Here is a 26,983-nt window from a genome sequence, read left to right as displayed (position 1 = left end):
GGATCAGGGTAAGGAGCCCCCATGCCGATCGTTCAGATCTCCGATCCGCAGCAGCCGGCGCCGACGAGCTGCGGCGTCATCGTCTTTCGCGTCGATCTCCAGACGGGCAATGTCGACGGCACCTTCGCCCTCGCCCTCTACGAGGGGGAGCTCGCGCGCGAGACCGGAACCAAGATCAGCGGCCCGCCCGGAGATTTCGAGGGCGAGTACTCGGTCGTCACCCTGCGCCCCGACGGGACCACGTTCGCCCGAGGCCGCATGATCGCCCAGCGGCTCGGCGCGCAGGGCGTCTACCTGGTCCGCTGGTACCTCGAGCCGGTCCCGGAGGCGCTCGAGGATCTCGGCTATGTCCCGGGGACGCGGCTCATCTACGAGGCGATAGGGATGACGCTCCGAGGCGGCGCGGAGATCGCGGTCGCCTGGGACAACAACGTCTTCGCGCGGCGCTGGCCCCAGGGATCCGCCCCGCAATAGAGAGCCCCAGCCTCAGCCGGGCAACGCGACGATGAACGTCGCGCCCTCGCCTTCCTTTCCATCGACCCGGATCGTGCCCCGGTGGGCCTGGACGATGTCGTAGCTCAGCGACAGCCCGAGCCCCGTGCCCTGGCCCGTGGGCTTCGTCGTGAAGAACGGGTGGAAGATCTTCTCCCGCAGCGCCGCGGGGACGCCGACCCCGTTGTCGCGCACCCGGATCTCGACCTCGCGCCCGAGCCGCCGCGTGCTCACCGCCAGCGTCGGCACGTACGGCCCGGCCGCCGAGCGCTGCTTGTCTCGCAGCGCGTGGAAGGCGTTCGTCAGGAGGTTCACGAACACCCGCCCGATCTCCTGCGGCACCAGCTCGATCGCGCCCACCGCCGCGTCGTAATCGCGCTCGATGATCACGTTCAGATCGAGCTTCTGCGCCCGCATCCCGTGGTAGGCGAGGCTCACGTACTGATCGAGCAGCCCGTTCAGCCCGACGCTCTGGCGCTCGCCCGTGCCGCCGCTCGCGTGCTGCATCATCCCCCGCACGATCCCGTCGGTGCGCCGCCCGTTCTCGGCGATCTTCTCGGCGCTCTGCTTCAGGCTCACCACCAGCTCCTCGATCTCGGCGACCCGGAGATCCCGGTTCGACGCGAGCCCGTCCAGGATCTCGGCGGCGATATCGACGTTCGCCTCGGCGAAGTTGTTGATGAAGTTGAGCGGGTTCTTGATCTCGTGCGCGATGCCCGCGGTGAGCTGGCCGAGCGAGGCCATCTTCTCCGATTGCACGAGCTGGAACTGCGTCGCCTTGAGGTGATGCAGCGCCTCCTCGAGGTCGGCGTTCTTCTTCCGCAGCTCCGCCGTCCGCTCCCCGACCCGCTGCTCGAGCTGCCCGTAGAGCACCGCGTTCTCGATGGACACGGCCATCTGGGCCGAGAGCAGCCGCAGGACCTCCAGCCGCTCCTGCGTGAACGCGCCCGTGGCCAGGTTGTTCTCGAGATAGAGCACGCCGATGAGCTTGCCCTGGTTGAGGAGCGGCATGCACAGGACCGACCGCGTCTGGTTCCGGGTGATGTAGGGGCTCTGGGTGAAATCGCCCTCGTGCGCCGCGTCGCCGAGCAGCACGCTCTCGCGGGTCCGCTCCACGTAGACGGCGATGCTCTCCGCGAACTGCCCCCCCTCCACGGAGGACACCAGATCCAGCTCCGTGACCGCGGGGGCGGCCCGCGGGTCGGCCGGATCCACGCGCGCCTCCACGCTGGGGATGAGCTCCTCGCCCTGCGCGAGCAGCAAGACGCCGCGCTCGGCCCCCGCGTTCTCGATGACGATGGTCATCAGCTTGGTGAGCAGCCGCTCCAGCACGAGCTCGCTGGCGATCGCCTGCGACGCCTTGAGCACGCTGCCCAGATCGAGCACCCGCGACGTCTGCTGCCGGGTGCTCGTGGTGGTGAGCGTCGTCCGGTCGAGGGGCGCCTCGGCCAGCGGCTGCGGCGGGTTGAGCTCCGCGTCGAGCAGCGCCACCTTGCGCCGCGCGCCCCAGAGCTCGAAGCCATAACGCGCGTCGGCAAGGTAATCCCTGCCGAGCCGCTCCTTCCCGCGCCGGAGCCAGAACCTGCCGTAAAGCTCGCTCGCGAGCGCCTCGTCCTGGAGGAACCCGTGCGCCCTCGCCGAGGTGATGGCGCGCTCGTAGCGCTCGATGGCCTCCCCGGTCTCGCCCGCGAGCCGCGAAAGCTCGGCTCCGACCAGCGCGTGCATGTGCGAGAACGTCTCGGGGCAGACCTCCGCCCAGCGCCCCAGCTGATCCCGCCTCGCCGCGGCGGCCTCCAGGAAGGCCCGCCGCTCGTCCGCCCCGGCGCCGTCGGCCAGCGCCGCGAGGCACAGCGCGTGATGAAACTGGTGCTCCGCCGACGCCACGTTGCCGGTGACGGCCGAGATGAGCGCCTCGGCCCTCGTCGCCGCGGCGCGCGCCCCCGCCAGATCGCCGTGCAGGTAGAGCGTCTGCGTCTTCAGGATGTGATGGTAACAGAGCGCCATCACGCTCTGGTTCGCCTCGCATGCGGCCAGGTAGTCGGCCTCGGCGGCGGGATCCGGCGCGGCGCCCCCGGCCCTGCCCGAGAGGTCCGCGATCGCGAGCTCCAGCCCGCGGATGATGTCGATCGCGATCTGGTTCTTGCTCTTCTGGTTGAAGTGCAAAAACTCCGGCAGATCCGCGAGCACCTGGGCGAGGGGCCTGCCCTCGTACAGCTGGTTGAACAGCTTGTAGATGAGGATGTAGCCCGCGTACCGCAGCTCCCCGGCCTCGAGCCCCGCCTTGTACCCAGCGTCGTTGACCGCCTGGGCCGCCGGCAGGTGCTTCACCCACGGCAACAGGAAATTGCCGAGGGCGAAGCAGCCGTTGCAGACGTCGCCGGGGCTGTTGAACCGCTCGCCGAGCCGCACCGCGAGCACCCCCATCTCGTAACCCGCGAGCTGCTGGCCCCGGAACCCCGAGAGCACGATCCCGTAGAACGCGAAGATCGAGCAGGCGCCGGGGGCGAGCCCGTACTGGAGGCTCAGGCCGACCGACTTCGTGACGGTGAACGCGTAGAGCTGCCGGTCCACGTAGAACGTCGCCGAGAGCACGTTCGAGAGCAGCTTGAGCGCGGCCTTGCCGGCGGGGTCCTCCACGGCGGGCGCCTCCAGCAGCGACTCGAGGGGGCGATCGGCGAGCCGGCGGTCGACGTCCGCGAGCTCCGCCTCGAGCGCCGCGCCGAGATCCCGCTCGGGCAGGTCGATGCCGAGCAGGGCGAGCCCGCGCCGGGCCACGTCGATGGCCTCCGCGTACCGCCCGACCATGGTGCAATGGCTGACAAGCGCGTCGTAGACGCCGGCCTGCTCTAGCGGCGTCCGCGCGTGATCGAGCAGCGCCCGGGCGAGCGTCTCGGCGCGCGCGTGGTTGCCGTTGAGCCCCTCGGCCTCCGCGAGCGCGCGGTGGAGATCCGCGGTGAGATCGTGGTGCTCTCCCCAGGAGCCCTCGGGCAGGAGCGCGAGCCCCGCGGCGAGGTACTCCCGCGCCGCGGCGTAGGCGGTGGAGCTCTTCGCCCGCTTCCCGGCCTCCAGGTTCAGCCGGGCGATCTCGAGCCGCTCGACCGGATCCGTGACGAGGCTCTGGCCCTGGTTCAGGTGCGTCGCGAGCTGGAAGATCCGCTCGGCCCGCTCCGGCCCGCTGATCTTCGAGAGGAGCAGCCGCCCGATCCTGAGGTGCACCGCGGGCCGCTCCGCCTCCTCGACGAGCGCGTACGCCGCCTGCTGCACCCGGTCGTGCAAAAACCGGTAATGCCGCACGAGCAGCGAGGGATTGGTCGAGTCCTGGACCACCTCGAGCTCGGAGGCCGGGAGCAGGAGCCCCTCCAGCGCCGCCGCGAAGAGCGCCTGGGACAGCGCCTCCTCGGACCTGCCCGCCACCAGCGAGAGCGCGCGCCCGTCGATCTCGCTGCCCATGCAGGCGCCGAGGCTGAGCGCCTGCTGGGTCGCGGCCGGCAGGCTGCGGATCTTGCCGATCATGAGATCGATGATGCCGTCGGTGACGCCCTTCGCCTCGATCCGGCCGAGGTCCCATTGCCACCGCCCCCGCTGCCGGTCGAAGGCGATGAAGCCCTCCTTGTGCACCGCCTTCAGCAGCTCGCTCACGAACAGCGGGTTGCCCTCGGTCTTGCGCACGATGAGCTCCGCCAGCGGGCGGACCCGCTCCGGCTCCGCGTGCATGGCCTGGCCGAGCAGCTCCTCCACGTGCTCGCGCGCGAGCGGCCCGAGGTGGATCTCGCGCACCGCCGTCCCGTACGCGCGGATGGCCGCGAGCGTCATCGCGAGCGGGTGAGCCGGCCCGACCTCGTTGTCCCGGTAGGCCCCGATCAGGAAGAGGTGCGCCAGCCGCTCCTCGCCGAGCACCCGCTCGAGCAGCCGCAGGCTGGCCGCGTCGGCCCATTGCAGGTCGTCGAGGAAGATCACGAGCGGGTGCTCCCGCTTCGCGAAGACCCGCAGGAAGCGCTCGAGCACCAGGTTGAAGCGGTTCTGCGTCTCCGTCGGCCCGAGCTCGGGCACGGGCGGCTGCGGCCCGAGGATCGCCTCCACCTCGGGGATCACGTCGAGGATGACCTGCCCGTTCTGGCCGAGCGCGCCGCGCAGCGCCTCCTGCCACCCCGCGAGCCGCGCCTGGCTCTCCCCGAGGATCTGCCGCACAAGCGACCGGAACGCCGCCACCACGGCCGCGTAGGGCGTCGCCCGCTGGAGCTGGTCGTACTTCCCGCCGATGAAGTACCCCCGCCGCCGCGTGATCGGCTCGTACAGCTCGCGCACGAGCGCGCTCTTGCCGATGCCCGAGGAGCCGGTCACGAGCAGCAGCTCGGCCGCCCCGCGCGCCCCCTCGACGGCGCTCCGCGCGCCCTGCGCGACCCGCTCGAAGGTCGAGAGCAGCGCCTCCACCTCGCGCTCCCTGCCGTAGAGCCGCTGGGGGATCTGGAACCGCTCCGGCACGTCGCGCGCCCCCAGCTCGATCGCCCCCACCGCGCCCGTCTCGCGGAGCGCCGCGATGCACGCCGCGAGATCCGCCTTGATGCCGTACGTGCTCTGGTATCTCGCCTCGGGCGCCTTCTCCAGGAGCCGCATCACCACGTCCGACACCGCCCTCGGCACGCCTTTCGCCCGGGTGTGAGGCGGCGCCGGGAGCCTCGCCAGGTGGCAATGCACGAGCTCCATCGCGTCCTGCGCCGGGAAGGGGAGCGCCCCGGTGAAGAGCTCGTAGAGGGTGACGCCGAGCGAGTAGAAGTCGGTGCGGTAATCGATCGCCCGGTTGGTCCGGCCGGTCTGCTCGGGGGCGATGTACATGAGCGTCCCGTCGAGCACGTCCGGGCTCTTGAGGACGGGGTTCTCCCGCGAGAGCACGGTGGAGATGCCAAAGTCGATGATGGCGAGCCGCTCCCGCTCCGCGCTCCAGACGATGTTCGAGGGGTTGATGTCCTTGTGGATGATGCGCTGCTCGTGGAGCTGCCCGAGCGCGTCGACGACACGGACGGCGATGTCCAGCGCCTCGGCGAGCGGCGGCGTCCCCCGGCGCAGCAGCCTGTCCAGCGACTCCCCGCCGAAGTCCTCGATAGCCATCGTCCAGCCCTGCAGCTCGAGCCCGAGGCCGTAGGCGCGGGGGACGCAGGGCAGCTCGATCCCGCGCTGCATATCGTATTCGCGCTGGAACCAGGCGAGCCGCTCGGGAGACGGGCGGAGCGGCTTCAGGATCTTGAGGATGAGGGGCGCCCCGTCCGCCTTGCGCAGGGCGCGGCAGACGCGGGTGTTGGTGCTGTCGTAGACCTGAGCCTGTATCTCGTACCCGGGCAGGACCATGCTGGATCTAGCCTCGAAGCGCCGCGGGGCAGCGGGGCGAGTGGCGGAGGGCGGCGCGCATGGGAGCGGATTGGACCACGGTCCGCGGGACAAAGCCATGTCCGCGCCGGAACCGACGCCCACGACGCCCACGACGCCCACGACGCCCACGACGCCCACGACGCCGCTTCGACGCTCCTTCGACGCTCCTTTGTTCGAGCGCGCGCGGCGCCTCCTCCCGCCGGAGGTGGTTGCGAGGCGACCCACATTGACGCCCGCATTGCGGTGCTGATAACAACGACCCTCATGCTCCGTTCAAGGGGGGGAAAAGCCCTCGCGCCGTGGATCCTGCTGGTGGGCCTCGGAGGTTGTTCCAAGCCGCCCCCGTGCGCCCCTGTCCAGATCCACGAGCGGAAGCACCCGTTCATCGCCTTCGATCGCCAGGAGATCCCCGCCCTGCGCCAGCGGGTCACCCAGGACCCTTACAAGACCTGGATGGACGATGTCCGCCGCGGCCCGCCGGGGCAGGGCCACCCGTGCGGGGCCCCCTCCACGGATACGGACGCCAAAGAGCTCCAGCTCTCCAACTGCGCGCTGTACGGGGCCCTCTCCTGGGTGATCGAGCAGCGCGCCGACGGATTGAAGGCGGCGCGCGGCGCGCTGCTGAAGGCGGGCGACACCGCCACCGGCTGGAGCCAGACGCCCGGCGCCTGGTACTGGGGCGGAAGCCTGCTCAACTATGCCTACGCCTACGACCTCGTGCAGCCGGCGCTGAGCGCGGACGACGACGCGGCCATCCGCGACAAGCTGGAGGACGCGCTCGGGAAGACGATGGGTGTGTACGAGGAGTTCAACACGACGTACGTCACCAACTTCCGCTATCGCGTGGGCAGCGGCGCGGCCACGCTGAGCTACGCCCTGGGCGAGCGCGATCACGCCTGCACCGTCGAGCGCGATCTCTTCGGCGACGCGCCGCTGGAGTCGCTCTTCGCCCTCCGCTCCTACGGTCCCTACATGCAAGCCTGCCTCACCCAGGACGGCACCTACGTCGAGGGCCCGAGCTACCAGGACGACGTGTTCTCCGTGATGCTGCCCTATCTCCAGGCCATGAAGAGGCTCTCCGGCGGGGCGCGCGACGGCCGGGATTACATCAACGCGGTGAACACGCCCGCTGCCTGGGGCAATGACAACCGCATCGCCCGCATGCTCCGCTACGGGGCCGCCCTCTCCATGCCGGACGGCAACGCGGCCACCATCGAGACCGGCTGGCGCGAGCCCCTGCAGCTGAGCAGCATCGCCGCCAGCATGCTCAGCGAGAAAGAGGGGCGCCGCGACGCGAAGGGCCTCTATGGCTGGCTCAGCGCGAAGGGCAAGGCCGTCGTCAACAACCCGGTCTACAGCATCCTCTACACCGATCCCGACATCGCCAAGGCCTTCGCCGGGGGCCAGGAGCCCACGTACACGTCGATCGTCACCTCGGACATGACGTCGCTGCGCTCCGGCTGGAGCGCGGACGCGGTTCACCTGCTGATGACCACCGAGCACGAGTACCGGCCGTCCTCGCACAGCCAGCCCGACCAGACGAGCTTCCTCCTGCACGCGAAGGGGCAATACCTGATCATCGATCCGGGCGACGGCCGCAACTACGACCCCGCGGGCAGCGCCCACACCTCGCTGTTCTACTGGGTCAACTTCAGCCCGGAGTCGCACAACCTGGTCACCGTCGACAGCTTCAAGGGGATCCGGGATACTTACCAGACGCCCGCGTGGCGCCAGCTCGGTGTCTTCAGCGATCTGACCCGGCCCGTGGACGATCCGGCGATCCTCCGGGCCTCGTTCCTGACCGGGGAGCTCGACTCCTCGACGGTCACGATCGACGACTACGTCAACGTGCCCGACGTGTCCACGCGGCGCACGGCGGCGCTCGCGCGGAGGAGCTACGTGGTCGTCTTCGACCACATGATCTCCGCGGGCGTCGGCTCGGCCCAACCGATGCTCCACTATTACGACACCCACCTCCATTACAGCGGTTGGCTGGGCTGCCGGCCGGGCGCGCCCGCCATCTGCACCGACTACGCCACCGCCAGGCCCTCCTCGCCCAGCACCGATGTGGACTGCGGCGACGTCTGCGGCGAGGTCCGGATGGCCAGCGACCTCGCGGCGGAGGCAGCGACGGGGCTCGCCCCGAGCGGGCCGGTGACGCCGGACGCCGCCGGCCGCGCTGCGTCCGCCCCCACGGCGGGCCGGCTGGTGTGGGCGACGCGGACCGACGACGGCAAGCGCGAGCTCGAGCTCGACGTGGTCTACGTCCCCCGACCTGACGCCTTCTCGGTCGATCGAAGCGGCTTCACCAACTTCTTCCCGAACATGACCTTCCGGCACCCGTTCTCGGTGGCGCGCTACATCGCCTCGAGCACGCAATGGCTGACCGTGCTCTACCCGCGCGACCTCACCGCGGGCGAGCCGAAGCCGGCGGTCGAGGCGCTCACGGTGAGCGGCGGGAGCGGCTCGGCCGCGCTGATCTCCATCGCCGAGCAAGACACGCAGGATCTCGCGCTGGTCTCCGACGGCGCGCAGCCGGTGGAGGTCGGCGACGGTCCGCGCGTGCCCTCCACGAAGCTGCAGGGTCGCAGCGCGCTGCTGCTCCTGCGCCACAGGGCGCTCGAGCGCGCCCAGGTCGACGCCGGCACCTCCCTGAGCGTCGGCGGCCGCGCCCTGCTGCTCGCCACGTCGCCCGTGTCCGCGTCGCTACGGCCCGAGGGCGCCGGCGTCGCCGCGGAGCTGGTGCTCTCGAGCGCGGCGCAGGTCGGCCTCGCCGTCTCCCAGAAGGACGCGCAGCTTTACCTCGACGGCAAGCCCGCGCCGACGCGCTACGACGCCGCCAGCGGCACGGCCTCGACGAGCGTGCCCCAGGGCCGCCACCGCCTCGCGGCGCGCTGAGGCGCTTCGCGGCAGCGCCTTCGCGGCCTCATCGCATGGTGGTCGTCGAGTGGACTCCGACGGTCGGCTCGCACCCTGCGATGACGTCGACCGGAGCGCGCTTGACGAGGTTGAAGACGCTCACGGGAGGGGCCCCCGGCAGCAGGCTCCTCGCGCCGACGTCTTCGAAATCGAAGAGCTGCTGCGCGGCCTCGCGGACGGTCGCTTCGACGAGGATCTCCCCGGGCCGCGACGCCCTGGCGAGGTGCGCGGCGGCGTTGACCACCTCGCCGAGCACCGTGTAGTCGAGCCGGCCGTACGCCTGAGATCCGACGCTGCCGGAGAGGACCTGCCCCGTGGAGAGCCCGATGCAGATCCCCTGCGTGTACGGCGAGCCCTCGCCGGCGCGGCGCGCCACCGCCGACATCTGCGCGCGGACGGCCACGCACGCGCTGAGCGCCCGCGACAGGTGATCCGGCCCCTGGAACACCGTCATCACCGCGTCGCCGAGGAACTTGTCGACGACCCCCCCCTTGGCGACGAGCTCCGGGACGATCACCTCGAAGTTGGCCCGGAGCAGCCGCATGGCCTCGCCCGGCAGCCTCTCCCTTGTCACGGGCGTGAACTGGAAGATGTCGATGAACGCCACCGTGGCCATGACCGCCTCGCTCGCGAGCGCGATCGCGGGGCCCATCTCCCGGATCCGCTCGATCAACGCCGCGCTCGTGAACTGCCGGAGGATCTTGTTCTCCTCGTCCGAGCGGGCGTTCCTCCGCAGCTCCGCGACGTGCTTGATGGTCTTGTCGATGGTCGCCTCGAGATCGCCGCGCTGGATCGGCTTGAGCAGGAAATCGAACGCTCCCTGGTTCATCGCGCTCCGGATGTTCCCCATGTCGCCGTAGGCGGACATCATCACCGTCCTCGCAAAGGGGCTCACCTCGGGGACGCGCCCGAGGAACGTGAGGCCGTCCATCACGGGCATGTTGATGTCGGTGACGACGACGTCGATGTCGGGGTGGCGCCGGAGCTCGTCGAGGGCGTTCTCGCCGTTGTCGGCGAAGATGAACTCGTAGACCCGGTCGCGGATCTTCTGCCGGAAGAGCAGCTTCATCATGAGCGCCACGTCGGGCTCATCGTCGGCGATGAGGATCTTGGCGGGGCCCCCGCTGGCCTCGATCACCGCCGCGAACGCCGCCACGAAATCGGCCGCGGACTGGAACCGCTGCGCCGGGTCCTTCGCGAGCGCGTGCTCGAAGAAGCGGTCGAAGCCGGGCAGCAGGCCGGGCACGAGGCCCGACGGCGCCGGGAACGGATCGGTACAGATGCTGATGAGCAGCTCTCCGATCCCGCTCGCCGCGAAGGGGAGCCGGCCCGTGAGGGCCCTGTAGGTGATGACGCCGAGCGACCAGAGATCGCTCAGGTGATCCGGCACGACGGCGCGCACCTGCTCGGGGCTTATGTACGACGGCGTGCCGACGACCCTGCCGAACGAGCCCTGCTGTTCCTCGTCCGACTCGAAGACCGTCCACACCACGCCGAAATCCAGGAGCTTCACGCACTCTCCTGGCTCCTTCCGCGCCAGGAAGACGTTCGCCGGCTTGAGATCGCGGTGAATGATCCCCGCTGAGCTCGCCACCTGCAGGCCAATGGCGATCTGCCGGAGCAGGGCGAGCGTCGCCGACGGCGAGAGCTGCCGCTCCCGGGTGAGCCTGGCCTCGAGGTCCTCCCCTTCGAGCAGCTCCATGACGATGTACGGGCAATCTTCGTCGATGCCGTAGTCGTGTATCTGGATGATGTGCTCGTTCTGGAGCCGCGCGATCGCCATCGCCTCTCGCTCGAACCGGCGTCGCGCCGAGTCCGAGCTGACATGCTCGGGCGTCATCACCTTGAGCGCCACGGGGCGCCGGAGCACCTGATCGAACGCCTCCCAGATGACGCCCATCCCGCCGCGTCCGATCTCTCGTCTCAGCGCGTACTTCCGCGCGATCGTGCGATTCAGCATGGTCAGCGCAGTGTAGCGAGCTCCCAGCGCGCTTGCTCAGGTTCGAGACGCGGGAGCGCGCCGGCGGCAGCCGCGCATCATCGAGGAGACGGCCGCTTCACCCCCAGGACCTTCATGCGGTAGGACAGCGTGCGCACCGGGATCCCCAGCCTGCGCGCGGCCTCGGTCCGGTTCCAGCCCGCGGCTTCGAGCATGTCCTGGAGCAGCTTGGCCTCGTACTGCTGCACCTTCCCCCGGACCCGCCCGCCCTCGGGGGGCGCCTCCTTCGGGGCGGACGGCGTGGGGCAGAACACGGCCATGTCCGGCGGAGCGCCGCCGAGCTCGGCGTCCCTCCCCCGGTCCGCGGGGCGCTCCGACTCGCCGCGCGCCGCCGCCGCGCGCACCCTCGGGGGCAGATCCTCGAGCCCGACGAGCGCGCCGGGCGTCACCACGACCGCGCGCTCGATCACGTTGCGCAGCTCGCGCACGTTGCCAGGCCACGCGTACGCGCAGAGCAGGGCGAGCGCCTCGGGGGTGATGCCCTCGACATGGCGCCCGTTGGCCGCGCTGGCCGCGCGCAAGAAATGCCGCGCGAGCGGCTCGATCTCGTCCGTTCGAGCGCGCAGCGGCGGGATGTCGATCACGACCCCGCCGAGCCGATAATACAGGTCGGCCCGGAACGCGCCCGACGCGGCCATCGCCTCGAGATCCCGGTGCGTCGCCGCGACGACGCGCACGTCGACCTCGATCTCGCGGCTCGAGCCGACGCGGCTGAACGACCCCGACTCGAGCACGCGGAGCAGCGCGGCCTGGGCCGGCGGCGGCAGCTCGCCGATCTCGTCCAGGAACACCGTGCCGCCGTCGGCCTCCTCGAACACGCCCTTCTGCTGCTGCAGCGCGCCCGTGAACGCCCCGCGCTCGTGGCCGAACAGGGTGCTCTCCACGAGGTCCTTCGGGATCGCGCCGCAGTTGACGCGCACAACGCGCCGCCCCTTGCGCGGGCCGCCCTCGTGGATCATCCGCGCGACGACCTCCTTGCCGGTCCCCGTCTCGCCGTGAAGGATGACCGGGATGCGCGAGGCGCCCACGCGCCTCACCGTGTCGATCACCTCGCGCATCTGCTGGCCGGCGATGATCCCCCCTTCCTCCGGCTCCTCGCGCGCGAGCACCGAGGTCGCGGCGGGGCCGCACGCCACCGGGCGCTCGGGCGAGGCGTGGCGGGCCGCCTCGCGGGCGGCCGCGAAGACCTCGTCCGCGGTGCTGCCGGCGTCCGGGTAGAGGGCGAGGCCGACGAGGAGCCGGGCGTCGCTGCCCACGAAGGAGGCCGCGATGGCCTGCGCGGTGCGGCTCGCCTCCTCGGCGCCGGCCTCGGGCAGCAGCACGTGGGCAGCGCAGGTGCCGTAGAGCGCCACGCGGTGCACGGGCTGGAGGCAGGCGCGCACGGCGTTGATCCAGCCCTCCGCCGCCACCGCCGCGCTGATGCGCACGTGGAGCAGCGCGAACGGGCGGCGAAAATGCCGGGCGCGCGTCAGCTCGTCCTCCACGCGGCGCAAGAGCTTCTCCTCCCCCTCGAGATCGAGGGACTCGCCCCCGGCGCCGAACGCCTGCACCCGCAGCGCGACGCTGCCGAGAACGACCTCATCCCCTACCGCGATCCCGGCGCGGGAGACGCGGCGGCCGTCGAGGAACGTGCCGTTCTTGGATCCCAGGTCATCGACCCACACCCGCCCGCGCGAGAGGAGGAAGCGGGCGTGCTCCCGCGACAGGGTGCGATCGTCGATGCAGAGCGCGGCAGGCGCGGCGCGCCCCACGACAAGCGGCGTGTCGGGCGAGAGCAAACGTCTCTCCGTCTTTCCGGCGTAGTGCCAGACGAGCGCGATGCCCAGCGCCGCGGTCTGCTGAACGGCAGAGATCGACCTCCCTGCCAAGGTCCAGGTCTTCGCCGCGTCGTCCTGCACCGATTTGCCTGACCGCATGCACTCCGCCTCGCTGGTCTCTATATCAGGCTCCTCCGGGAGGTCCAAGCGCCACCACGGACCTCGCCGCTCATGAGTATCCGCCGCGCCGCTGCTGTTGGTGTCGCCAGGTCGACGCAGGCGGTCGATTCATTTCCACTTCCACTTCCACTTCCACTTCCACTTCCACTTCCACTTCCACTTCCACTTCCACGTCCATTGCGCGCGAGCATTCGCCGACGCGCCCGGCGCGCCCGGTCATGCACGGTGGGCCAGGGACCGGGGGCTCTGGCCGGCTCACGTGCCGGGCGGAGGGACGATCTGGACGAAGGCCGCGATGATCGCCGGAAGGACACCGCTGTTACGTTCGGCCCATCCTTGCCGGCAAACTCTTGCCGGGCAACTCGCGACGGCGATCTCTCGCGGGCAAGGTCTTGCCGAGACGGCCGCCGGCGGGCGCGCCGCGCCCCCGGCGACGCGCGGGTGCCGCTCGCATTCTGCCCGCTGACATAGAGGGCCTGGCGCTTCCGAGGAGAGCGCGCCCTGGTGGCACGCGCGCTGCAAACAACCGAAACCAGAAGCGGACGGGCGGCGAACATCGCGACCCAAGACATCCACCAGACCGACCACTCCAGGAGCCGACCATGAACACGAAACACATCTTCTCCGGACTCTTCACCTCCAGCGCGCTCGGCATCATGCTCATCGCGGGTTGCAGCGTACCGATGGAAGAAGGCGACTCCGAGCAGGCGTTCGCCGACGAGGAGACCGTCGAGGAGGCGTCGCAGGCGCTCGGCCCTGCGTGCGTCGCCACGAACCTCGCACTGGAGGCCGGGCCCATCTGGAACAACATCGATGCCCAGACCAAGTGCCCGAACGTCTGCGACCCCCAGAACATGAACTGGAACGGTCAGTGGTGGACCACCGTTCCGGGCGCGATGTCGGTCTGCGAATGCAGCCCGCGCCCTGCCGCCGTCGTGCAGGCCGGCCCCATCTGGAACAACATTCACGCTCAGACGCAGTGTCCGAACACCTGCGCCGCGTACAGCAGCGCGACGAAGTGGAACGGGCAATGGTGGACGACCGTCCCGGGCCAGATGTCCGTCTGCGAGTGCGCGTTCACCCCGCCGGCCACGGTGTCGCTCGAGGCCGGGCCCATCTGGAGCAACGCCGACGCCCCGAGCAAGTGCCCCGCCGCCTGCGGCACGAGCCGCGCCTGGAACGGGCAGTGGAGCACGACCGTCTCGGGCCAGATGTCCGTCTGCGGATGCGCTTGCACGCCCTGACGTCGCGACGACCCCCTCGTGAGCGCGCTGGCGCAGCCGGGTCGCGGCGCTGAGGCATCCCCTCGAATTCTTCGGGGAATTCACAGGGAGACGGGGAGACGGGGAGGGGAATCTTCAAATACTCCCTGTCTCCTCGCCTCCCTGTTCAATTTCTCCGCTGAAAAGGGCTGCAAAAATCAGGGGATTCCTCGGGCCCCGGCGAGCGCACCGCGCTCACCTCCGGGTCACGCGGGCCTCCAGGTCGCGCACCCGCGCCTCGAGCTCGCGGACCCGCGCCTCGGCGGCGGCGCGGGCGCGCTGCTCCGCGACGCGGGCGCGCTGCTCCAGGGCGCGCGCCTCGCCCTCGGCGCGGAGGGCCTCTTCCTCGGCAGGCACGAGATCCGTCGCGCGGGAGCTCCGCGCGACGCGCAACGTCGGGTGCGGGCCGTCCTTCAGCACGACGAGGTGCGCGTCGAGCGCCTCGATCCAGACGGGATCGCCGCTCCCGTGGACCCGCAGGTAGGTGCCGTCCGCGTCCCGCCGGTACAGCTGGAGAGGCACCCGCTCCTCCGCGAGCGGCGCGCGGGCAGCAGCCGCCTCGGGATCGAAGAGCAGGAGCTCGGGACAGCCGAGCTGCCAGTACTTCGCCGGCGCATCCTCGTACATACGGCGCCAGTCGCCCGCGACCACCTCCAGCGCGAACCGCGGCGGACGATGGCCCGGCAGCCAGGTCTGCCACTGCCGCGGGATGGGCGGCAGCGGGCGATGATCGAGGACGTAGAGGTCCGGCAGGACGCGCACGAACGGCTCGCTTCGCACCCACGCGAAGAAGTGCCCGGTGCCTGCATACAAGTCGGCCCAGCCACGCTCGCGCGCCAGCTGCGCGATCACCGAGAGCAGCAGGCGGACGACCTCGGACCTTCCGACCTTGTCAGGACGCTCCGCGTCATCGGGCAGATACCAGCCGGACCAGTCGATCGCGGCGCCGGCCTCCTCCGGCGAGAGATCGCGGAGCACGAGCGCGCGGGGAGAACGCCGAGGGGTAAGGGGGAACCCGATGCGATTCGGCGATGCCACGCGAGGAAACTAGCACCCCGACAGGCCCCGCGGGGCAGCAGAGACAACGGACGCAACCGACGCAACGAGCGCAACCGACGCGGCCGACGCGGCCGACGCGGCCGACGCAACCGTCGCAACCGACGCAACCGTCGCAACCGACGCAACCGACGCAACCGACGCAACGCGACGCAACGCGACGCGACCGGCGGCAACCAGGCCAGGCGACGTGCCCCTGCCGGGCGCTTGACAGCGACAAGGGTCCATGTCCTCTTACCTGCTCGAACCTTTCTTCACATCATCGTCAACGGCGGCAACGGCGGCAGCCTCGCGCTGAGCGATCTCGCGATCCGCTGCTGGTACACCCCGGAGCCCGGCGCGACGAACCAGCAGCACCGTGACCACGCAGCCATCGCGTCAGCCCGGGTTCGGGCGCGTCGCGCAAGCGTCCGGGATCAACGCCGGCCGCGGCCGCGAGCTCACGGCTGTACCTCACGGTGTGCTGGTCCGGTAGCGCCGAGCCCCGGGCGCGCGCACGGAGGAACCTGGATGAGAACCTTGCATCGACGGATCGGGACTCTGGTGATCGGCTCTGCCTGCGCGATCGCCTGCTCTGCAGGCGCGGATCGGCCCCCGCAGCAGGTCCAGGGAACTGGCGGCGCGGGCGGCATCCCGGACGACATCGGCGGCGGAACGGGTGGCATCTTCGACGTGGGCAGCGGCGGCCCCGTGGAGCCGCCTCCCTGCGCGGTGTGCGAGGACTTTCCCGCGGCCCCGGTGCTCGACGACAGCGGGACGCCGCCGCCGGCGAACGCGGCCGAGCTCTTCGGCGCCCCGGGCAGCGGCGGGACAGGCGGCCCGTGCCTGGCCGAGCCGGAGATCGGCGCGCTCTACCCGAACAACTGGCTGCGGCCCAGGTTCCGCTGGATCGCGCCGCAGGGACAGGACCTGTTCGAGATCCGCGTGCACGCCGACAGGGAGAAGAACGATCTGGTCGTCTACACGACGAACAGAGAATGGAAGATGCCCAAGGACATGTGGGAGCAGCTGGCCGCGCACGTCCGCGGCGAGCCGATCACCATCACGATCCGCTCCGTGTCGACGAGCGCGCCGGGCGCGCCGCTCGTGGGCTCCTCCGGCCCGATCACCATCGCGCCGGCGCCGGCGGGCGGCAGCATGGTGTACTGGGCGGCGATCGGCGAAGGGCCCGCGGACGCCTGGCTGGCAGGCTTCGGCGTGGGCGAGGAGGGCGTCGTCGACGCGCTGAAGGTCGACCAGGTGCAGCAGGGCGGCCGGCGCGACGAGAACGGCAACGTGAGGGGCGACGGCAAGGCGCGGTGCATCGGGTGCCATTCGTCGACGCCCGACGGCGAGGCCGTCATGTTCATGGACCACTGGCCGTGGGATCTCGCCATCGCGTCCGTGAAGGAAGACTCGGTCGGAGCGGTCCCCGCCTATGTGACGCCCGGCGGCTCGGAGGCCATGAACCAGGCCTGGCTCGGGCCACCCAAGATGTCGCCCGCGCATTTCTCCCCCGGAGACCGGATCTTCATCACCTCCTATGGCCGGGACAAGGGCAGCGTCTGGGATGGCCAGTCGCACACCAGCATGCCGAACGCGCGCCTCGCGTGGTTCGACCTGGAGTCGCCCGCGCCGACCTACGCCGAGGGGACGAACGCCACGATGGCCAAGACCGAGATGGCGGCCGCGGAAGGGACCGCCTTCGGCTTCATCGAGCGCGAGGGCGACCCGCGCGGGGCGATGATGCCGGACTGGAGCAACAACGGCCAGACCATCGTCTACGTGTCGACCGACACCGGCAAGGACGGGCGCCTCGCCGCAGGCGCCGGCGATCTCTACACCGTGCCTTACAACAACAGGCAGGGCGGCGCGGCCGCGCCCCTGCCCGGCGCCGCAGAGGCGAATTTCAACGAGTACTACCCGGCATTCGCCCCCGACGACAAGCTGATCGCGTTCAACAGGGCGCCTGGTCCGGGGGAGATGTACTATAACCCCAACTCCGATATTCACGTCATCCCCGCGGCCGGCGGCACGCCGACGCGGCTCGCGGCCAACGACCCGCCCGCGTGCCTCGGGGTCACGAGCCCTGGAATCCACAACAGCTGGCCTCAATGGTCGCCCGAGGCCACGACCGTCGACGGCAAGACGTATTACTGGGTCATCTTCTCGTCGTCGCGCGACGGCTATACGCTCCAGAAGGCCTCGAACAAGAAGGCTTCGCAGCTCTACGTGACCGGCGTGGTCGTGGAGGGCACGACGGTGCACACGTATCCGGCCATCTACCTCTGGAACCAGGATCCAGGCACGAGCAACCACACGCCCGCATGGGACGTGTTCAAGATCCCTCCGGCGCCCGTCCCCCTCTGATCCAGCGAGAGACTCACACGTTTCAGAACGCTCACCCCACAAGGTGTGCTGTCCAGGTCTCATGAAGGTCCGCGCCATCCCGTACTGACGGAAACCAACAGTCGCACCATCCGTCTGGCACACGTGTGCCAAGCGGCCTGCGGCCAGTGCTTGCATGTCGTGCTCTCCGCGGCGCGGCAGGAGCGGCGCGCGAGCGAAGCGCGGTGAACCGAGCGAGCGGGCGGCTGGCGCGGGCCTTGCGAACGCAGCAGGCACCATGCGAACCCACCGCACCCATTCCTCCCTTTGGCTCCTCCTGGCAACAGGCCTCCTCGCTGTCGGATGCGAGACGGGATCAACGCCTGGCGAGCCTGTCGACTCTCAGCGGGCGGCGCTCCACCGGGCTCAGTCCTGCGACGACCTCGAAGCGCTGCTGAAGCAGGACGCGCTCGCCAAGATGAACGCCCAGATCGACGCCACGATCGCGAGCTACTCGGCGTACGGCTACCCCCGCGGCGGCGTCGTCGGCGGCGTCGACAACGGCAGCGTCGGCGTCCCCGGAGGGGCCCAGGATCCCACGGACACGCCCGCCCCGGTGCCGCCCACGGCAGGCGACGGGGATACCGGCCAGGAGACCTCGGGGGAAGACAGCGGCAGCGGCGCCGACCCTGCCCACTCCGAGACGAACACCCAGGTCGCCGGCGTCGATGAGGCGGATATCATCAAGACCGACGGCAACAACATCTACGTGCTCCACGGCCAGAGCTTCTACACCCTGACGGCGTGGCCGGCGTCGTCGCTCGCGGTGGGCAGCTCGCTCGCTATCGAGGGGTCGCCCCTCGAGATGTTCGTGGCAGGCGACAAGGTCGTCGTCTACTCGTCGGTCAACGGGGCCGCGATCTACGAGCAGGCGGGCGTCACGCCGCGGCCGGGGTACTACGACTACCTGCTCGTCGACACCATGGTCGGCGGCGGCGGCGTCGCGCCGACGCCTGGAAACCCCAGCGCGCCGAGCGGCGCGCCGGGGACCCCCGCCGACGGCGGAGACGCGAGGCCGCTGCCGCCGGACGACACCGAGCCGCCGTCCGGCGGTGATACGCCGTCGGAGGACGACACGCCCCCCGACGCCGAGGAGCCGTCCGGCGGTGAAGCGCCGGCGCCCCCGCCTCCGGACGGCGGCGGGGCCGATGAGCCGCCGCCGCCCGACCCGGGCGTCGACGTGCCCGGCTCGGGCGGCGTCTGGGCGCCGCTCACGAAGATCACCGTCCTGAGCCTCGCCGGCGGCGCACCCAGCGTGGTCAAGGAGGTCTACTTCGAGGGAGGTTACAGCTCGGCGCGGCGCACCGGCCCGAACGTGCGCACGGTGCTGGCCGGCGGCGCCCACGGCCCCGCGCTCCGCTACTGGCCGTCAGGCCTGACCGAGTACCCCGAGACCGCCGAGGCGTGGACCGCGGCGTTCGAGCAGCTCCGCACCGAGAACGCGGCGCTCATCGAGGACGCCCCGCTCTCGACGTGGCTGCCGTACCGCTTCGAGAAGCAGGGAGAGGCGGTCACGCTGCTCGACGCGAGCTGCTCGGACTTCTACGTTCCGGAGGCCGGCACGACGTCGTACGGCCTGACGCAGATCGAGTCGATCGACCTCGGCGACCTCGCCGCGGCGCCGGAGTCGACGTCGATCGTCGGCGCGACCGACACCGTGTACGCGAGCCACGACGCGCTCTACGTCGCCGCGCGCTCCTGGCAGCAGCAGGCGGCGCCGGGCGAGGTGTTCGTCGGCACGAACCGCACCCACCTGCACAAGTTCGATCTGATCGCCGACCCGAGCCAGCCCGGGTACGTCGCGTCAGGCTCGGTGCCCGGCCACATCATCAACCAGTTCTCGCTCGATGAGCACAACGGCAAGCTCCGCGTCTCGACGACCTCGCAGGTGCCGGCGGAGCCGAGGTGGACGACGAGCAACAACGTGTTCGTCCTCGAGGCGCAAGGGGCCGATCTCGCCCAGATCGGCGCCGTCACCGATCTCGCCCCCGGCGAGACCATCCAGTCCACCCGGTTCGTCGGAGATCGCGGTTATGTCGTGACGTTCCGCCGGGTCGATCCGCTGTTCGTGATCGATCTCGCGGACCCGGCGTCCCCCTCCGTCGCGGGTGAGCTCAAGATCCCCGGCTTCAGCGAGTACATGCACCCGCTCGACGACGGTCACCTCCTGACGATCGGCAGGGATGGCGAGGAGGACGGCACGGTGACCGGCCTTGCTCTCCAGATCTTCGACGTCACGAGCGCGTCGGCGCCCGCGCTCCTGCACAAGGAGGCGCTCGACGGGGCGCGGTACATGCACTCCGAGGCCGAGTACAACCACAAGGCGTTCACGTACTACGGCGAGCTCGGCGTGCTCGCCTTCCCGCTCGTGAGCTTCGACGGGGAGACCGGCGCGATGTCGAGCACGCTGGAGCTGTTCAACGTCGATATCGAGGACGGGTTCAGCCGGCTCGGCGCGGTCGACCACAGCGGCTTCTTCAGCAGCGTGCCGTCGGGGTGCACCTACGGCGGGGCCGCCGTGCAGCGCGGGCTGTTCATCGAGGACTACGTCTACTCGTACTCCCAGGGCGGCGTGCTCGTGAACGCGCTCGACGACCTCGCGACGCCGGTGGCGTCGCTGCCCCTGCCCACCCCGGACTCGACCGGGTACGCGTGCGCCGGCGTCGACGGCGGCGTCGCGGAGCCCGGGCCGGCGCCCGAGCCGGCGCCCGAGGAGTAGCGCCGACCAGGCGGCGATCGGCCGCAGCGCCGCCGCCCCGTCCGGGCCGGCGGCGCTGCGCCGCTCAGGCGCCCGGCCGCGCCGCCTCCCACGGGTGATCCGGGTAAAACTCCTTCATGAGCCGCGCGGTGTACGCGGTGAGGTTCGCGAACCCCTCGGCCCTGCGCCGCAGCGGCGAGTCGAAGAACGGCGTGAGGATGCCCGCCAGCACCGCGAACGCCGTCGCGTCGACGCCCGCCGGGCGCGCTCCGAAGAGGTACGGCTTGTCCCCGAGCAGCGCGGAGAGCGCGGAGAGCGAGCGCGCGCCGAGCTCGACGATCTCGGCGTCCGAGTGCCGCCCGATGCCCATCGCGCGGAAGTTCTCGCGGACGCGCGCGAGGAGCTCCTCGCGCAGCTTCGGTCGCGCCTCCTCCGGCGCGCCGCTCACGAAATTCGCCGGGCCCTTCGCGAAGTTCTCCGGGATGAGCCAGCGCGCGCAGCCCGAGGCCGCGGCGAGCTGGTGCTCGAGCATGCGCTCGACGGCCCACGCCTCGGCGCGCTGCCGGGCGTCGAGGCCGGCGTCGAGATCCTTGCCGTGCTTCTTCTCGAGGTGCTCGCGGATGAAGTGCGAGTCGGCGATGCGCGCGCCGCCGTCGTCGATGAAGGGCAGCTGCCCCTTCGGCGACAGATCGGGCCGCGCGCGCTCCTTCGCGTAGGGCAGGCCCAGCAGCTTGAGCTGGACCTCGGTCTTGGTGACGTAGGGGCTGGCCTCCGGCAAGCCGAACATGGGGCCGAAGCTGTGGAGCGTGATCATGGGCAATCTCCGAGCGGTTGTGGGTGCGCCGTGGACTGCGCTTGATGTAGCCCCGCCCTGCTGACAACCTGGTGTCAGCATCCCCCGTGCGACGCGCCGATCGCCTGTTCCAGATCCTGCAGATCCTGCGCCGGCAGCGGGCGCCGATCACGGCGGCGGCGCTCGCCGAGGAGCTCGAGACGTCGAAGCGCACCGTCTACCGCGACATCGCGGACCTCCTGGCCCAGCGCGTCCCGATCCGCGGCGAGGCCGGCACGGGGTACGTGCTCGATCGCGGCTTCGACATGCCGCCGCTGATGCTGACGCCCGACGAGATCGAGGTCGCGGTCCTCGGCGCGCAGTGGGTCGCCCAGCGCGGGGACGTCGCCCTGCAGCGGGCGGCGAAGGACCTCATCGCGAAGATCGCAGCGGCGGTCCCCGAGCGGCTGCGGCCCTTCGTGTTCGAGCCCGCGACGGGCGCGCACGCCGCGGGGGACCAGGCGCCCGACGCGCTCGACCTGGCCGAGGTGCGGGCGTCGATCCGCGCCGGCACGAAGATCGCGCTTCGCTACCGCGACGAGACGGGGTGCGAGAGCGAGCGCGTCGTGTGGCCCGTGATCGTGGGGTATCGCGAGTCGACGCGGCTCCTCGCGGCGTGGTGCGAGCTCCGCCAGGACTTCCGCCACTTCCGCACGGACCGCGTGACAGGCGCCAGGTTCCTCGACGAGCGCTACGCCGAGAAGCCGAGCGCCCTCCGCGCGCGGTGGCGCGCGCACATGCGCGCGCGCAGGGAGCTGCCGGAGCACGCCGGCGCGACGTCGGCCAGGGCGCGCTAGGACGTCAGCAATTCATCCGCTGTCAGCCCCGCACAGCGCCGCGAGGCGGCGCTCGTCCTCGGATCCGCCCGCCGCGCGCGCCGTGTAGTAGACGAGCTGCTGGCGGCTCGACGTCGTCGAGGCGAGCGTGTGCCACTCGAGCACGAGCGGCCCGGCGCCGCCGGCGTCGCTGCCGCCCGCGCCCTCGGCCTCGACGCGGAAGGCCTTCGTGCCGCTCACCTTGGCGCGGACCTCGTGCCGCGCCCAGATCGCCCGGAACGCCTCGCTCGTCTCGAGCAGCTCGGCGACGAGCGCGTCGAACTCCGGATCTCCCACGTGCGAGCTCGCGCTGAAGCGGAAGGCGGCCACGACCTCCCGCTCGATCACGCCGATCTCCGCGTAGCGCGCGCGGTAGGCCGCATGGCGGAAGGTCATCCAGAGCAGGTTGCGCCTCCGCGGGGAGACGTCGCCGAAGTCCACGAGCAGGCGGCGCGCCGCGCCGCTCCACGCGAGCACGTCGAACCGAGGGCTGAAGACGAGCGCCGGGACGCGCATCGCCTCGAGCGCGCGCGCCATCGCCGGCTCGGCCCTCTCCTGGCGCGCCGCGGCCCGCGCGGGCTCGGGCCTCGCCAGGTAGAACAGGTGACCTCGCTCGTCGTCGTCGAGCTTCAGCACGCGCGCGATCGCCTCGAGCGTCTCGCGCGACGGGTTCACGTCACGCCCTTGCTCGAGCCGCGTGTACCAGTCGACGCTGAGCCCGGCGAGCTGCGCGATCTCCTCGCGCCTGAGGCCCGGCGTGCGCCGCCGCTTCCCCGCGAACGCGCCGCCCGCGATCGGCGCCGCGCGCATCCGCCTCCCTCGGAGGAAATCCGCCAGCTCGCTCCGCCTGTCGCTCACGATCGCGCGCGCCCCGGGCACGCATCGAAAGATGCACTGTTCGCGCTTCTCTATCCAGGGATTGCGAATCCCAGGTTCGCGGCACGTCTGCCTAACCTCGACGCGGAGCTCCAGATTGCGGGCACCCCCGAGCGGGGACCCAACCAGGAGCTGGCACCATGTCTCAACATCTTCCTCTCGCAGGTCGCATCGCCGTCGTCACCGGGGCCTCCAGCGGCATCGGTGAGGCCACCGCGCGCAAGCTCGCAGCGCAGGGCGCCGCCGTCGCGCTCCTCGCGCGCCGCAAAGACCGCCTCGATTCGCTGGCCGAGGGCATCCGCGCCGCGGGCGGGCGCGCGCTGGCGCTCGCGGTCGACGCCAGGGACAGGACCGCCGTCGCCGGCGCGGCGCGGTCGATCGCGGCCGAGCTCGGCCCCGTCGACCTCGTGATCAACAACGCCGGCGTCATGTTGCCGTCCGGCGTCGAGGAGCACCGGATCGCCGATTTCGAGCAGATGATCGAGGTCAACCTCACCGGCGCGATGCGGGTCGTCGACGCGTTCATCGATCCGCTGCTCGCGGCCGCGAGGCGGGGCGGCCCGTCGGACCTCATCAACATCTCGTCGATCGGCGCGCACGGCGTCTTTCCGACGTTCGCCGTGTACTGCGCCACCAAGGCCGCCGTCACCCACCTCTCGCGCAACCTGCGCGCCGAGCTCGGACCGAAGCACGTCCGCGTCTCGGTCATCGAGCCTGGGTTCGTCGACACGGAGCTCCAGAGCCACATGACCGACGAGGCCGCCAAGGCGTGGATCGCCGAGGCGAGGCAGCAGATCACGTGGCTCACGGCGGACGACCTGGCGAGCACCATCGCCTTCACGGCCGCCCTCCCGCGGCACGTCAACCTGGCGCACGTCACCGTCATGCCGACCCAGCAGGTGTGACCGGCGCCTCCTCGCGACCGGAGACGCTCGCGGCGCCGTGACGCGCGCCCTGCGCTACCCGTGATCCAGCTTCTCCAGCTCGCGCACGCGCGCCTCCAGCTCACGCACGCGCGCCTCGGCCGCCTCCCTCGCGCGGGCCTCGATCGCCGCGGCTTCCTCCTGGGTGGGCACGAGCTCGCCCTTGCCGCCGGTGCGCGTGAGGCGGAGCCGGGCCTCGGCCCCGCTGCCGATCACGCAGAGCCAGCTGTCGAGCGCGGGGCTCCACACGCGCCCGGCGCCGGCGTACACGCGGACATACGCGCCGTCGGGGTCGCGCCGGTAGGCCTGGAGCGCCACGCGCCCCGCCGGCGGCCGGTGCGTGGCGGCCAGCGGATCGAAGATCGCGAGCTCGGGGCAGCCGAGCTGGCAGTACTTGAGCGGGACGTCCTCGTAGGCCTTCTGCCAGTCGGTCGCCACGATCTCCAGGGCGAAGCGCGGGGGCCGGTGTCCGGGCAGCCAGGTCTGCCACTGCTTGGGCAGCGGCGGCGCGGGGCGGTGATCGAGGAGGTAGACGTCCGGCGAGACGCGCACGAGCGGCTCCTCGCGCACCCAGGCGAAGAACCGATCCGTGCCGGCGTGGTGGTCGGTCCAGCCGCGCTCGCGTGCGAGCTGCGCGATCGAGGAGAGGAGCAGGCGGGAGATCTCGTCGTGCTCGCCCCACGCGCCGATGCCGTCCGCGTCGTCCAGGTACCAGTCCGACCAGTCGATGGTCGCGCGGAGCTCCTCGGGCTCCGGGTCGCGGACGACGAGCGCGCGCGGCAGGCGCGTCGCAGGGGGAGCGGCTCCGGAACGGGCAGGCAGCACGAGCCCGCACGGTAGCACCCCGAGCGGAGCGGCGGGAGCCACAGGCGGGCGCGACGGCGCGCGGCAGTCGGCCGTGGCGCGCCGTCGGGCGGAGCCGGAGGAGGCGCGGCGCGGCGCCGCGGGCGGCTGTCGCCAGCGCGCTCCAACGGACTGCGCGCCGCGTCGCCGAGGCGGCGTGGGGCTCCCGATCCGGCGCGCCGGCGCCATGTCGGCGGCATGCGTTCTCTCGGGGGAGTGCTCTTCGACGTGGATGGGGTGGTTGTCGACTCGCCGCATGAGCGCGCCTGGCAGGAGGCGCTGGAGGCGCTGATGGCGACCGAGTGGCGCGCGATCGCGCCCGAGACGCGCTACGCGCCGGAGCGGTTCACGACGGACGTCTACCAGAGCGAAGTCGCCGGCAAGGCGCGCGAGAGCGGCGCGCGCGCGGCGCTCGACTACTTCGGCGTGCCCGACGCGGCGGAGCGCGCCCGGGTCTACGCCGAGCGCAAGCAGGAGGTGCTGCTCCAGAAGATCGCGGCGGGGAAGTTCGTCGTGTTCCCTGACGCGACGCGGCTGATCCTGGAGCTCAAGGCGCGCGGCGTGCTCCTCGCGGCGGCGTCGTCGTCCAGGAACGCCAGCGAGCTCCTCCGCAGGATCCGCGTCGACGCCTTCGTCGAGCACCAGAACCCCCGCCGCGCGCCGGTCTCCCTGGGCGGGACGCTGCTCGATCTGTTCGACGCCGACCTCTGCGGCGTCGCGGTGGCGCGCGGAAAACCGGCGCCGGACCTGTTCCTGGCCGCCGCGCGCGCGCTCGGCGTCCCGCCGCCGCGCTGCCTCGTGATCGAGGACGCGCCCTCCGGGGTGCAGGCCGCGAAGGCGGCCGGGATGATCTCGATCGGCGTGGCACGGCTCGCCGACGAGGCGCTGCTGGCCGCCGCGGGGGCGGATCGCGTCGTGACGACGCTCGATCAGCTCGATCCGGACGCGCTGGTCGACGGGCGGATCGCGGCGCGCGCGGCGTGAGCCGCGGCGCCCCCCCTCAGCCGCCCTGCTTGCGGACGATCGCCAGGCTCCAGATCTCCCCGGCGCTCGTCCCGACCCACAGCGTCGGCGACCCCTTGCCCGCGACCGCGAGCACGGCCGGCTCGCCGCGGGCGCCGAGCGTGACGCTCGCCGTCGGCGCGGGCGGCGCGCCGGTGGCGGCCTCGATGGCGGCGCCGTCGAACAGCGCGACGCGGCCGTCCGCGAAGGCCGCGAAGAGGCTCGACTCGAGGACGGCGACGTCGGCGACGGGATCGGCGAACGTGAGCATCTTGGCCGCGAGCTTGCCGGACGACCTCACGACCGCGCAGAGCGCGCTCGCGCCGCGCTTGTACACCGCCGTCAGCTTCGGGCCGCCGCGCACGCGATCGAGGTTCTTGGCCGCGCGCGGCAGCGAGGCGCGGAGCGTCGGGCCCGGCTCGGGCGTGGCGCCGGGGTGGACGCGGAGCTCGCCGCCCTCCCCCGCGCCGTCCATCACCACGTGCGCCTCGGTCTCGGTCAGGTCGAACGCCCGCGCGGAGCCGCGCACCGCGAACGTGCGGCCGTTCACCTCGGTCTTGTCGAGCTTGAGCTCCGTCGCGCTGCCGTCCCAGCCGAGCGCGAGCGCCGTCTCGCCCGACGGCCGCGTGGCGAGCTGCCGCGCGTCCCGGCCGACCTGATCGAGCTTCGGGCCGTGCGTGATGCCGAGCAGCGCCCACACCGCGTCGTCGCCGCTCCGCACCACGGCGACGTCCTTCGACAGGAGCGCCACGTCGTGCGCCGAAGGCAGCGACAGGTTCGTCGTCTTCGCGCCGGAGCCGCCGACCGGGCAGACGACGAGGCGCACCGGATCGGTCGAGACCATCGCGACGAGCCCGGGGCTCGCGAGGACCGCGGCGCCTCGGATCTCCGCGTCCAGGCCGTGCACCTTGCGGGGGGAGCTCAGATTGCTGAAGGGCATGGCCCGCTAGGATACCGGTTCTCGCGCGGCGCGGTCAGCCCTTGATGAGCGAGCGGACGTCGATGTCGAGGTTCTCGGACTCCGCGACCGCATCCATCGCCTTGCGGAGCTGGGTGACGGTCACCCCGGCGGGGACGTCGACGCGGGCCTCCATCCGGAAGAGCTGCGAGCCGGTGACGGGCGCCTCGTAGGCCGAGGTCTCGAGCGAGACGATGTTGACGCCGACGCCGTGGAGCGCGCGCGACACCGCGCGCACGATGCCCTCGTGATCGAGCGCGTCGACGGAGATGACGCAAGGGATGGTCGCCGCGCGCCGGTGCGACTCCGGGCTCTTGGTCCTGCGGCTCTGCACCGTGAGCCCCGTCGCCCGGGTGAGCGCCTCCGTCTCGCGCTCGACCGCCGCGATCGCGCCGGGGGGCCCCGACGCGAGCAGGAGGATGCCGAACTCGCCGCCGAGCACCGCCATCCGGCTGTCCTCCACGTTGGCGCCGCGCTCCGTCAGGTAGTGGGTCACCTCCGCGACGATGCCCGTCCGATCAGGGCCGAGGCAGGAGAGGACCAGGAAGACTTCAGGCTCGGACGTCGTCGTCATGCGGCGCATCTTAGTCCGATCCGCGCGGCCAGCGCACCTCGCCGCCGGCGCGCGGCGAGGCGCGCG

At 71.6% G+C, this 26,983-nt stretch carries 18 protein-coding genes; 8 read left to right on the top strand and 10 right to left on the bottom strand.

The annotated features are described in order from the left end of the window. Positions 1-21 precede the first annotated feature (21 nt). Entirely contained in the window at positions 22-474 is a 453-nt protein-coding gene (locus tag WMF44_RS47480) for a hypothetical protein (protein ID WP_437296654.1), read from the top strand. A gap of 12 nt (positions 475-486) precedes the next feature. On the opposite strand, the gene WMF44_RS47475 is transcribed toward WMF44_RS47480, so the two are convergent. Further along, complete coding sequence (locus WMF44_RS47475; protein ID WP_437296653.1) at positions 487-5,835, bottom strand: AAA family ATPase; 5,349 nt, start codon at positions 5,833-5,835, stop codon at positions 487-489. A gap of 285 nt (positions 5,836-6,120) precedes the next feature. On the opposite strand from WMF44_RS47475, the gene WMF44_RS47470 reads away from it, so the two are divergent. Then, the gene (locus WMF44_RS47470; protein ID WP_437296652.1) at positions 6,121-8,754 is read left to right on the top strand and encodes a hypothetical protein; all 2,634 of its coding nucleotides are present in this window, start codon (positions 6,121-6,123) and stop codon (positions 8,752-8,754) included. Between the two features lie 28 nt (positions 8,755-8,782). On the opposite strand, the gene WMF44_RS47465 is transcribed toward WMF44_RS47470, so the two are convergent. From WMF44_RS47465 to WMF44_RS47455, 3 genes are all read right to left on the bottom strand, one after another. Next, positions 8,783-10,735: a protein kinase domain-containing protein gene (locus tag WMF44_RS47465; protein ID WP_437296651.1), complete on the bottom strand. Its 1,953-nt coding sequence runs from the start codon at positions 10,733-10,735 to the stop codon at positions 8,783-8,785. A gap of 77 nt (positions 10,736-10,812) precedes the next feature. Beyond that, positions 10,813-12,690 carry a sigma 54-interacting transcriptional regulator gene (locus WMF44_RS47460; RefSeq protein ID WP_437296650.1) on the bottom strand — a complete coding sequence of 626 codons (1,878 nt, stop codon included), beginning with the start codon at positions 12,688-12,690 and terminating at the stop codon, positions 10,813-10,815. Positions 12,691-12,760: 70 nt separating this feature from the next. After that, positions 12,761-12,889, bottom strand: a complete 129-nt coding sequence (locus WMF44_RS47455; protein WP_437296649.1) for a hypothetical protein — start codon at positions 12,887-12,889, stop codon at positions 12,761-12,763. Between the two features lie 424 nt (positions 12,890-13,313). On the opposite strand from WMF44_RS47455, the gene WMF44_RS47450 reads away from it, so the two are divergent. Continuing rightward, positions 13,314-13,955 (top strand): mannan-binding lectin, encoded by a 642-nt coding sequence (locus WMF44_RS47450; RefSeq protein ID WP_437296648.1) that lies wholly within the window; start codon positions 13,314-13,316, stop codon positions 13,953-13,955. Positions 13,956-14,168: 213 nt separating this feature from the next. On the opposite strand, the gene WMF44_RS47445 is transcribed toward WMF44_RS47450, so the two are convergent. Beyond that, the gene (locus WMF44_RS47445; RefSeq protein WP_437296647.1) at positions 14,169-15,011 is read right to left on the bottom strand and encodes a Uma2 family endonuclease; all 843 of its coding nucleotides are present in this window, start codon (positions 15,009-15,011) and stop codon (positions 14,169-14,171) included. Between the two features lie 528 nt (positions 15,012-15,539). Here WMF44_RS47445 and WMF44_RS47440 point away from each other — a divergent pair. Both WMF44_RS47440 and WMF44_RS47435 read left to right on the top strand, forming a co-directional pair. Continuing rightward, a complete protein-coding gene (locus tag WMF44_RS47440; protein ID WP_437296646.1) occupies positions 15,540-17,378 on the top strand; it encodes a TolB family protein in 1,839 nt (612 codons plus the stop codon). Between the two features lie 436 nt (positions 17,379-17,814). After that, the gene (locus WMF44_RS47435; RefSeq protein WP_437296645.1) at positions 17,815-20,115 is read left to right on the top strand and encodes a beta-propeller domain-containing protein; all 2,301 of its coding nucleotides are present in this window, start codon (positions 17,815-17,817) and stop codon (positions 20,113-20,115) included. 64 nt (positions 20,116-20,179) lie between these two features. Here WMF44_RS47435 and WMF44_RS47430 read toward each other — a convergent pair whose 3' ends face one another. After that, positions 20,180-20,908, bottom strand: coding sequence for a glutathione S-transferase C-terminal domain-containing protein (locus WMF44_RS47430; protein WP_437296644.1), 729 nt, complete (start codon positions 20,906-20,908; stop codon positions 20,180-20,182). 86 nt (positions 20,909-20,994) lie between these two features. Between WMF44_RS47430 and WMF44_RS47425 the strand changes: the two genes are divergently transcribed. Then, entirely contained in the window at positions 20,995-21,723 is a 729-nt protein-coding gene (locus WMF44_RS47425; protein WP_437296643.1) for a helix-turn-helix transcriptional regulator, read from the top strand. Positions 21,724-21,735: 12 nt separating this feature from the next. On the opposite strand, the gene WMF44_RS47420 is transcribed toward WMF44_RS47425, so the two are convergent. Then, positions 21,736-22,599 carry a helix-turn-helix transcriptional regulator gene (locus WMF44_RS47420; protein WP_437296642.1) on the bottom strand — a complete coding sequence of 288 codons (864 nt, stop codon included), beginning with the start codon at positions 22,597-22,599 and terminating at the stop codon, positions 21,736-21,738. 158 nt (positions 22,600-22,757) lie between these two features. Between WMF44_RS47420 and WMF44_RS47415 the strand changes: the two genes are divergently transcribed. Then, a complete protein-coding gene (locus WMF44_RS47415; protein WP_437296641.1) occupies positions 22,758-23,522 on the top strand; it encodes an SDR family oxidoreductase in 765 nt (254 codons plus the stop codon). Between the two features lie 54 nt (positions 23,523-23,576). Here WMF44_RS47415 and WMF44_RS47410 read toward each other — a convergent pair whose 3' ends face one another. Further along, the gene (locus WMF44_RS47410) at positions 23,577-24,365 is read right to left on the bottom strand and encodes a Uma2 family endonuclease (protein ID WP_437296640.1); all 789 of its coding nucleotides are present in this window, start codon (positions 24,363-24,365) and stop codon (positions 23,577-23,579) included. 216 nt (positions 24,366-24,581) lie between these two features. Here WMF44_RS47410 and WMF44_RS47405 point away from each other — a divergent pair, with 216 nt between their 5' ends. Then, positions 24,582-25,367 (top strand): HAD family hydrolase, encoded by a 786-nt coding sequence (locus tag WMF44_RS47405; protein WP_437296639.1) that lies wholly within the window; start codon positions 24,582-24,584, stop codon positions 25,365-25,367. 16 nt (positions 25,368-25,383) lie between these two features. Here the strand turns inward: WMF44_RS47405 and WMF44_RS47400 are convergent, their stop codons facing one another. Next, on the bottom strand, positions 25,384-26,325 hold the full coding sequence (locus WMF44_RS47400) for a hypothetical protein (RefSeq protein WP_437296638.1): 942 nt from the start codon (positions 26,323-26,325) through the stop codon (positions 25,384-25,386). A 34-nt stretch (positions 26,326-26,359) separates the two neighbouring features. Beyond that, positions 26,360-26,917: a glycine cleavage system protein R gene (locus WMF44_RS47395; RefSeq protein ID WP_437296637.1), complete on the bottom strand. Its 558-nt coding sequence runs from the start codon at positions 26,915-26,917 to the stop codon at positions 26,360-26,362. Positions 26,918-26,983: the final 66 nt, after the last annotated feature.

The sequence above is a fragment of the Sorangium sp. So ce426 genome, assembly GCF_051475585.1.
Lineage (GTDB): Bacteria > Myxococcota_A > Polyangia > Polyangiales > Polyangiaceae > Sorangium > Sorangium cellulosum_B.
Note: the sequence above shows the minus strand (reverse complement) of the source record. Positions and strands in the feature narration are given on the sequence as shown.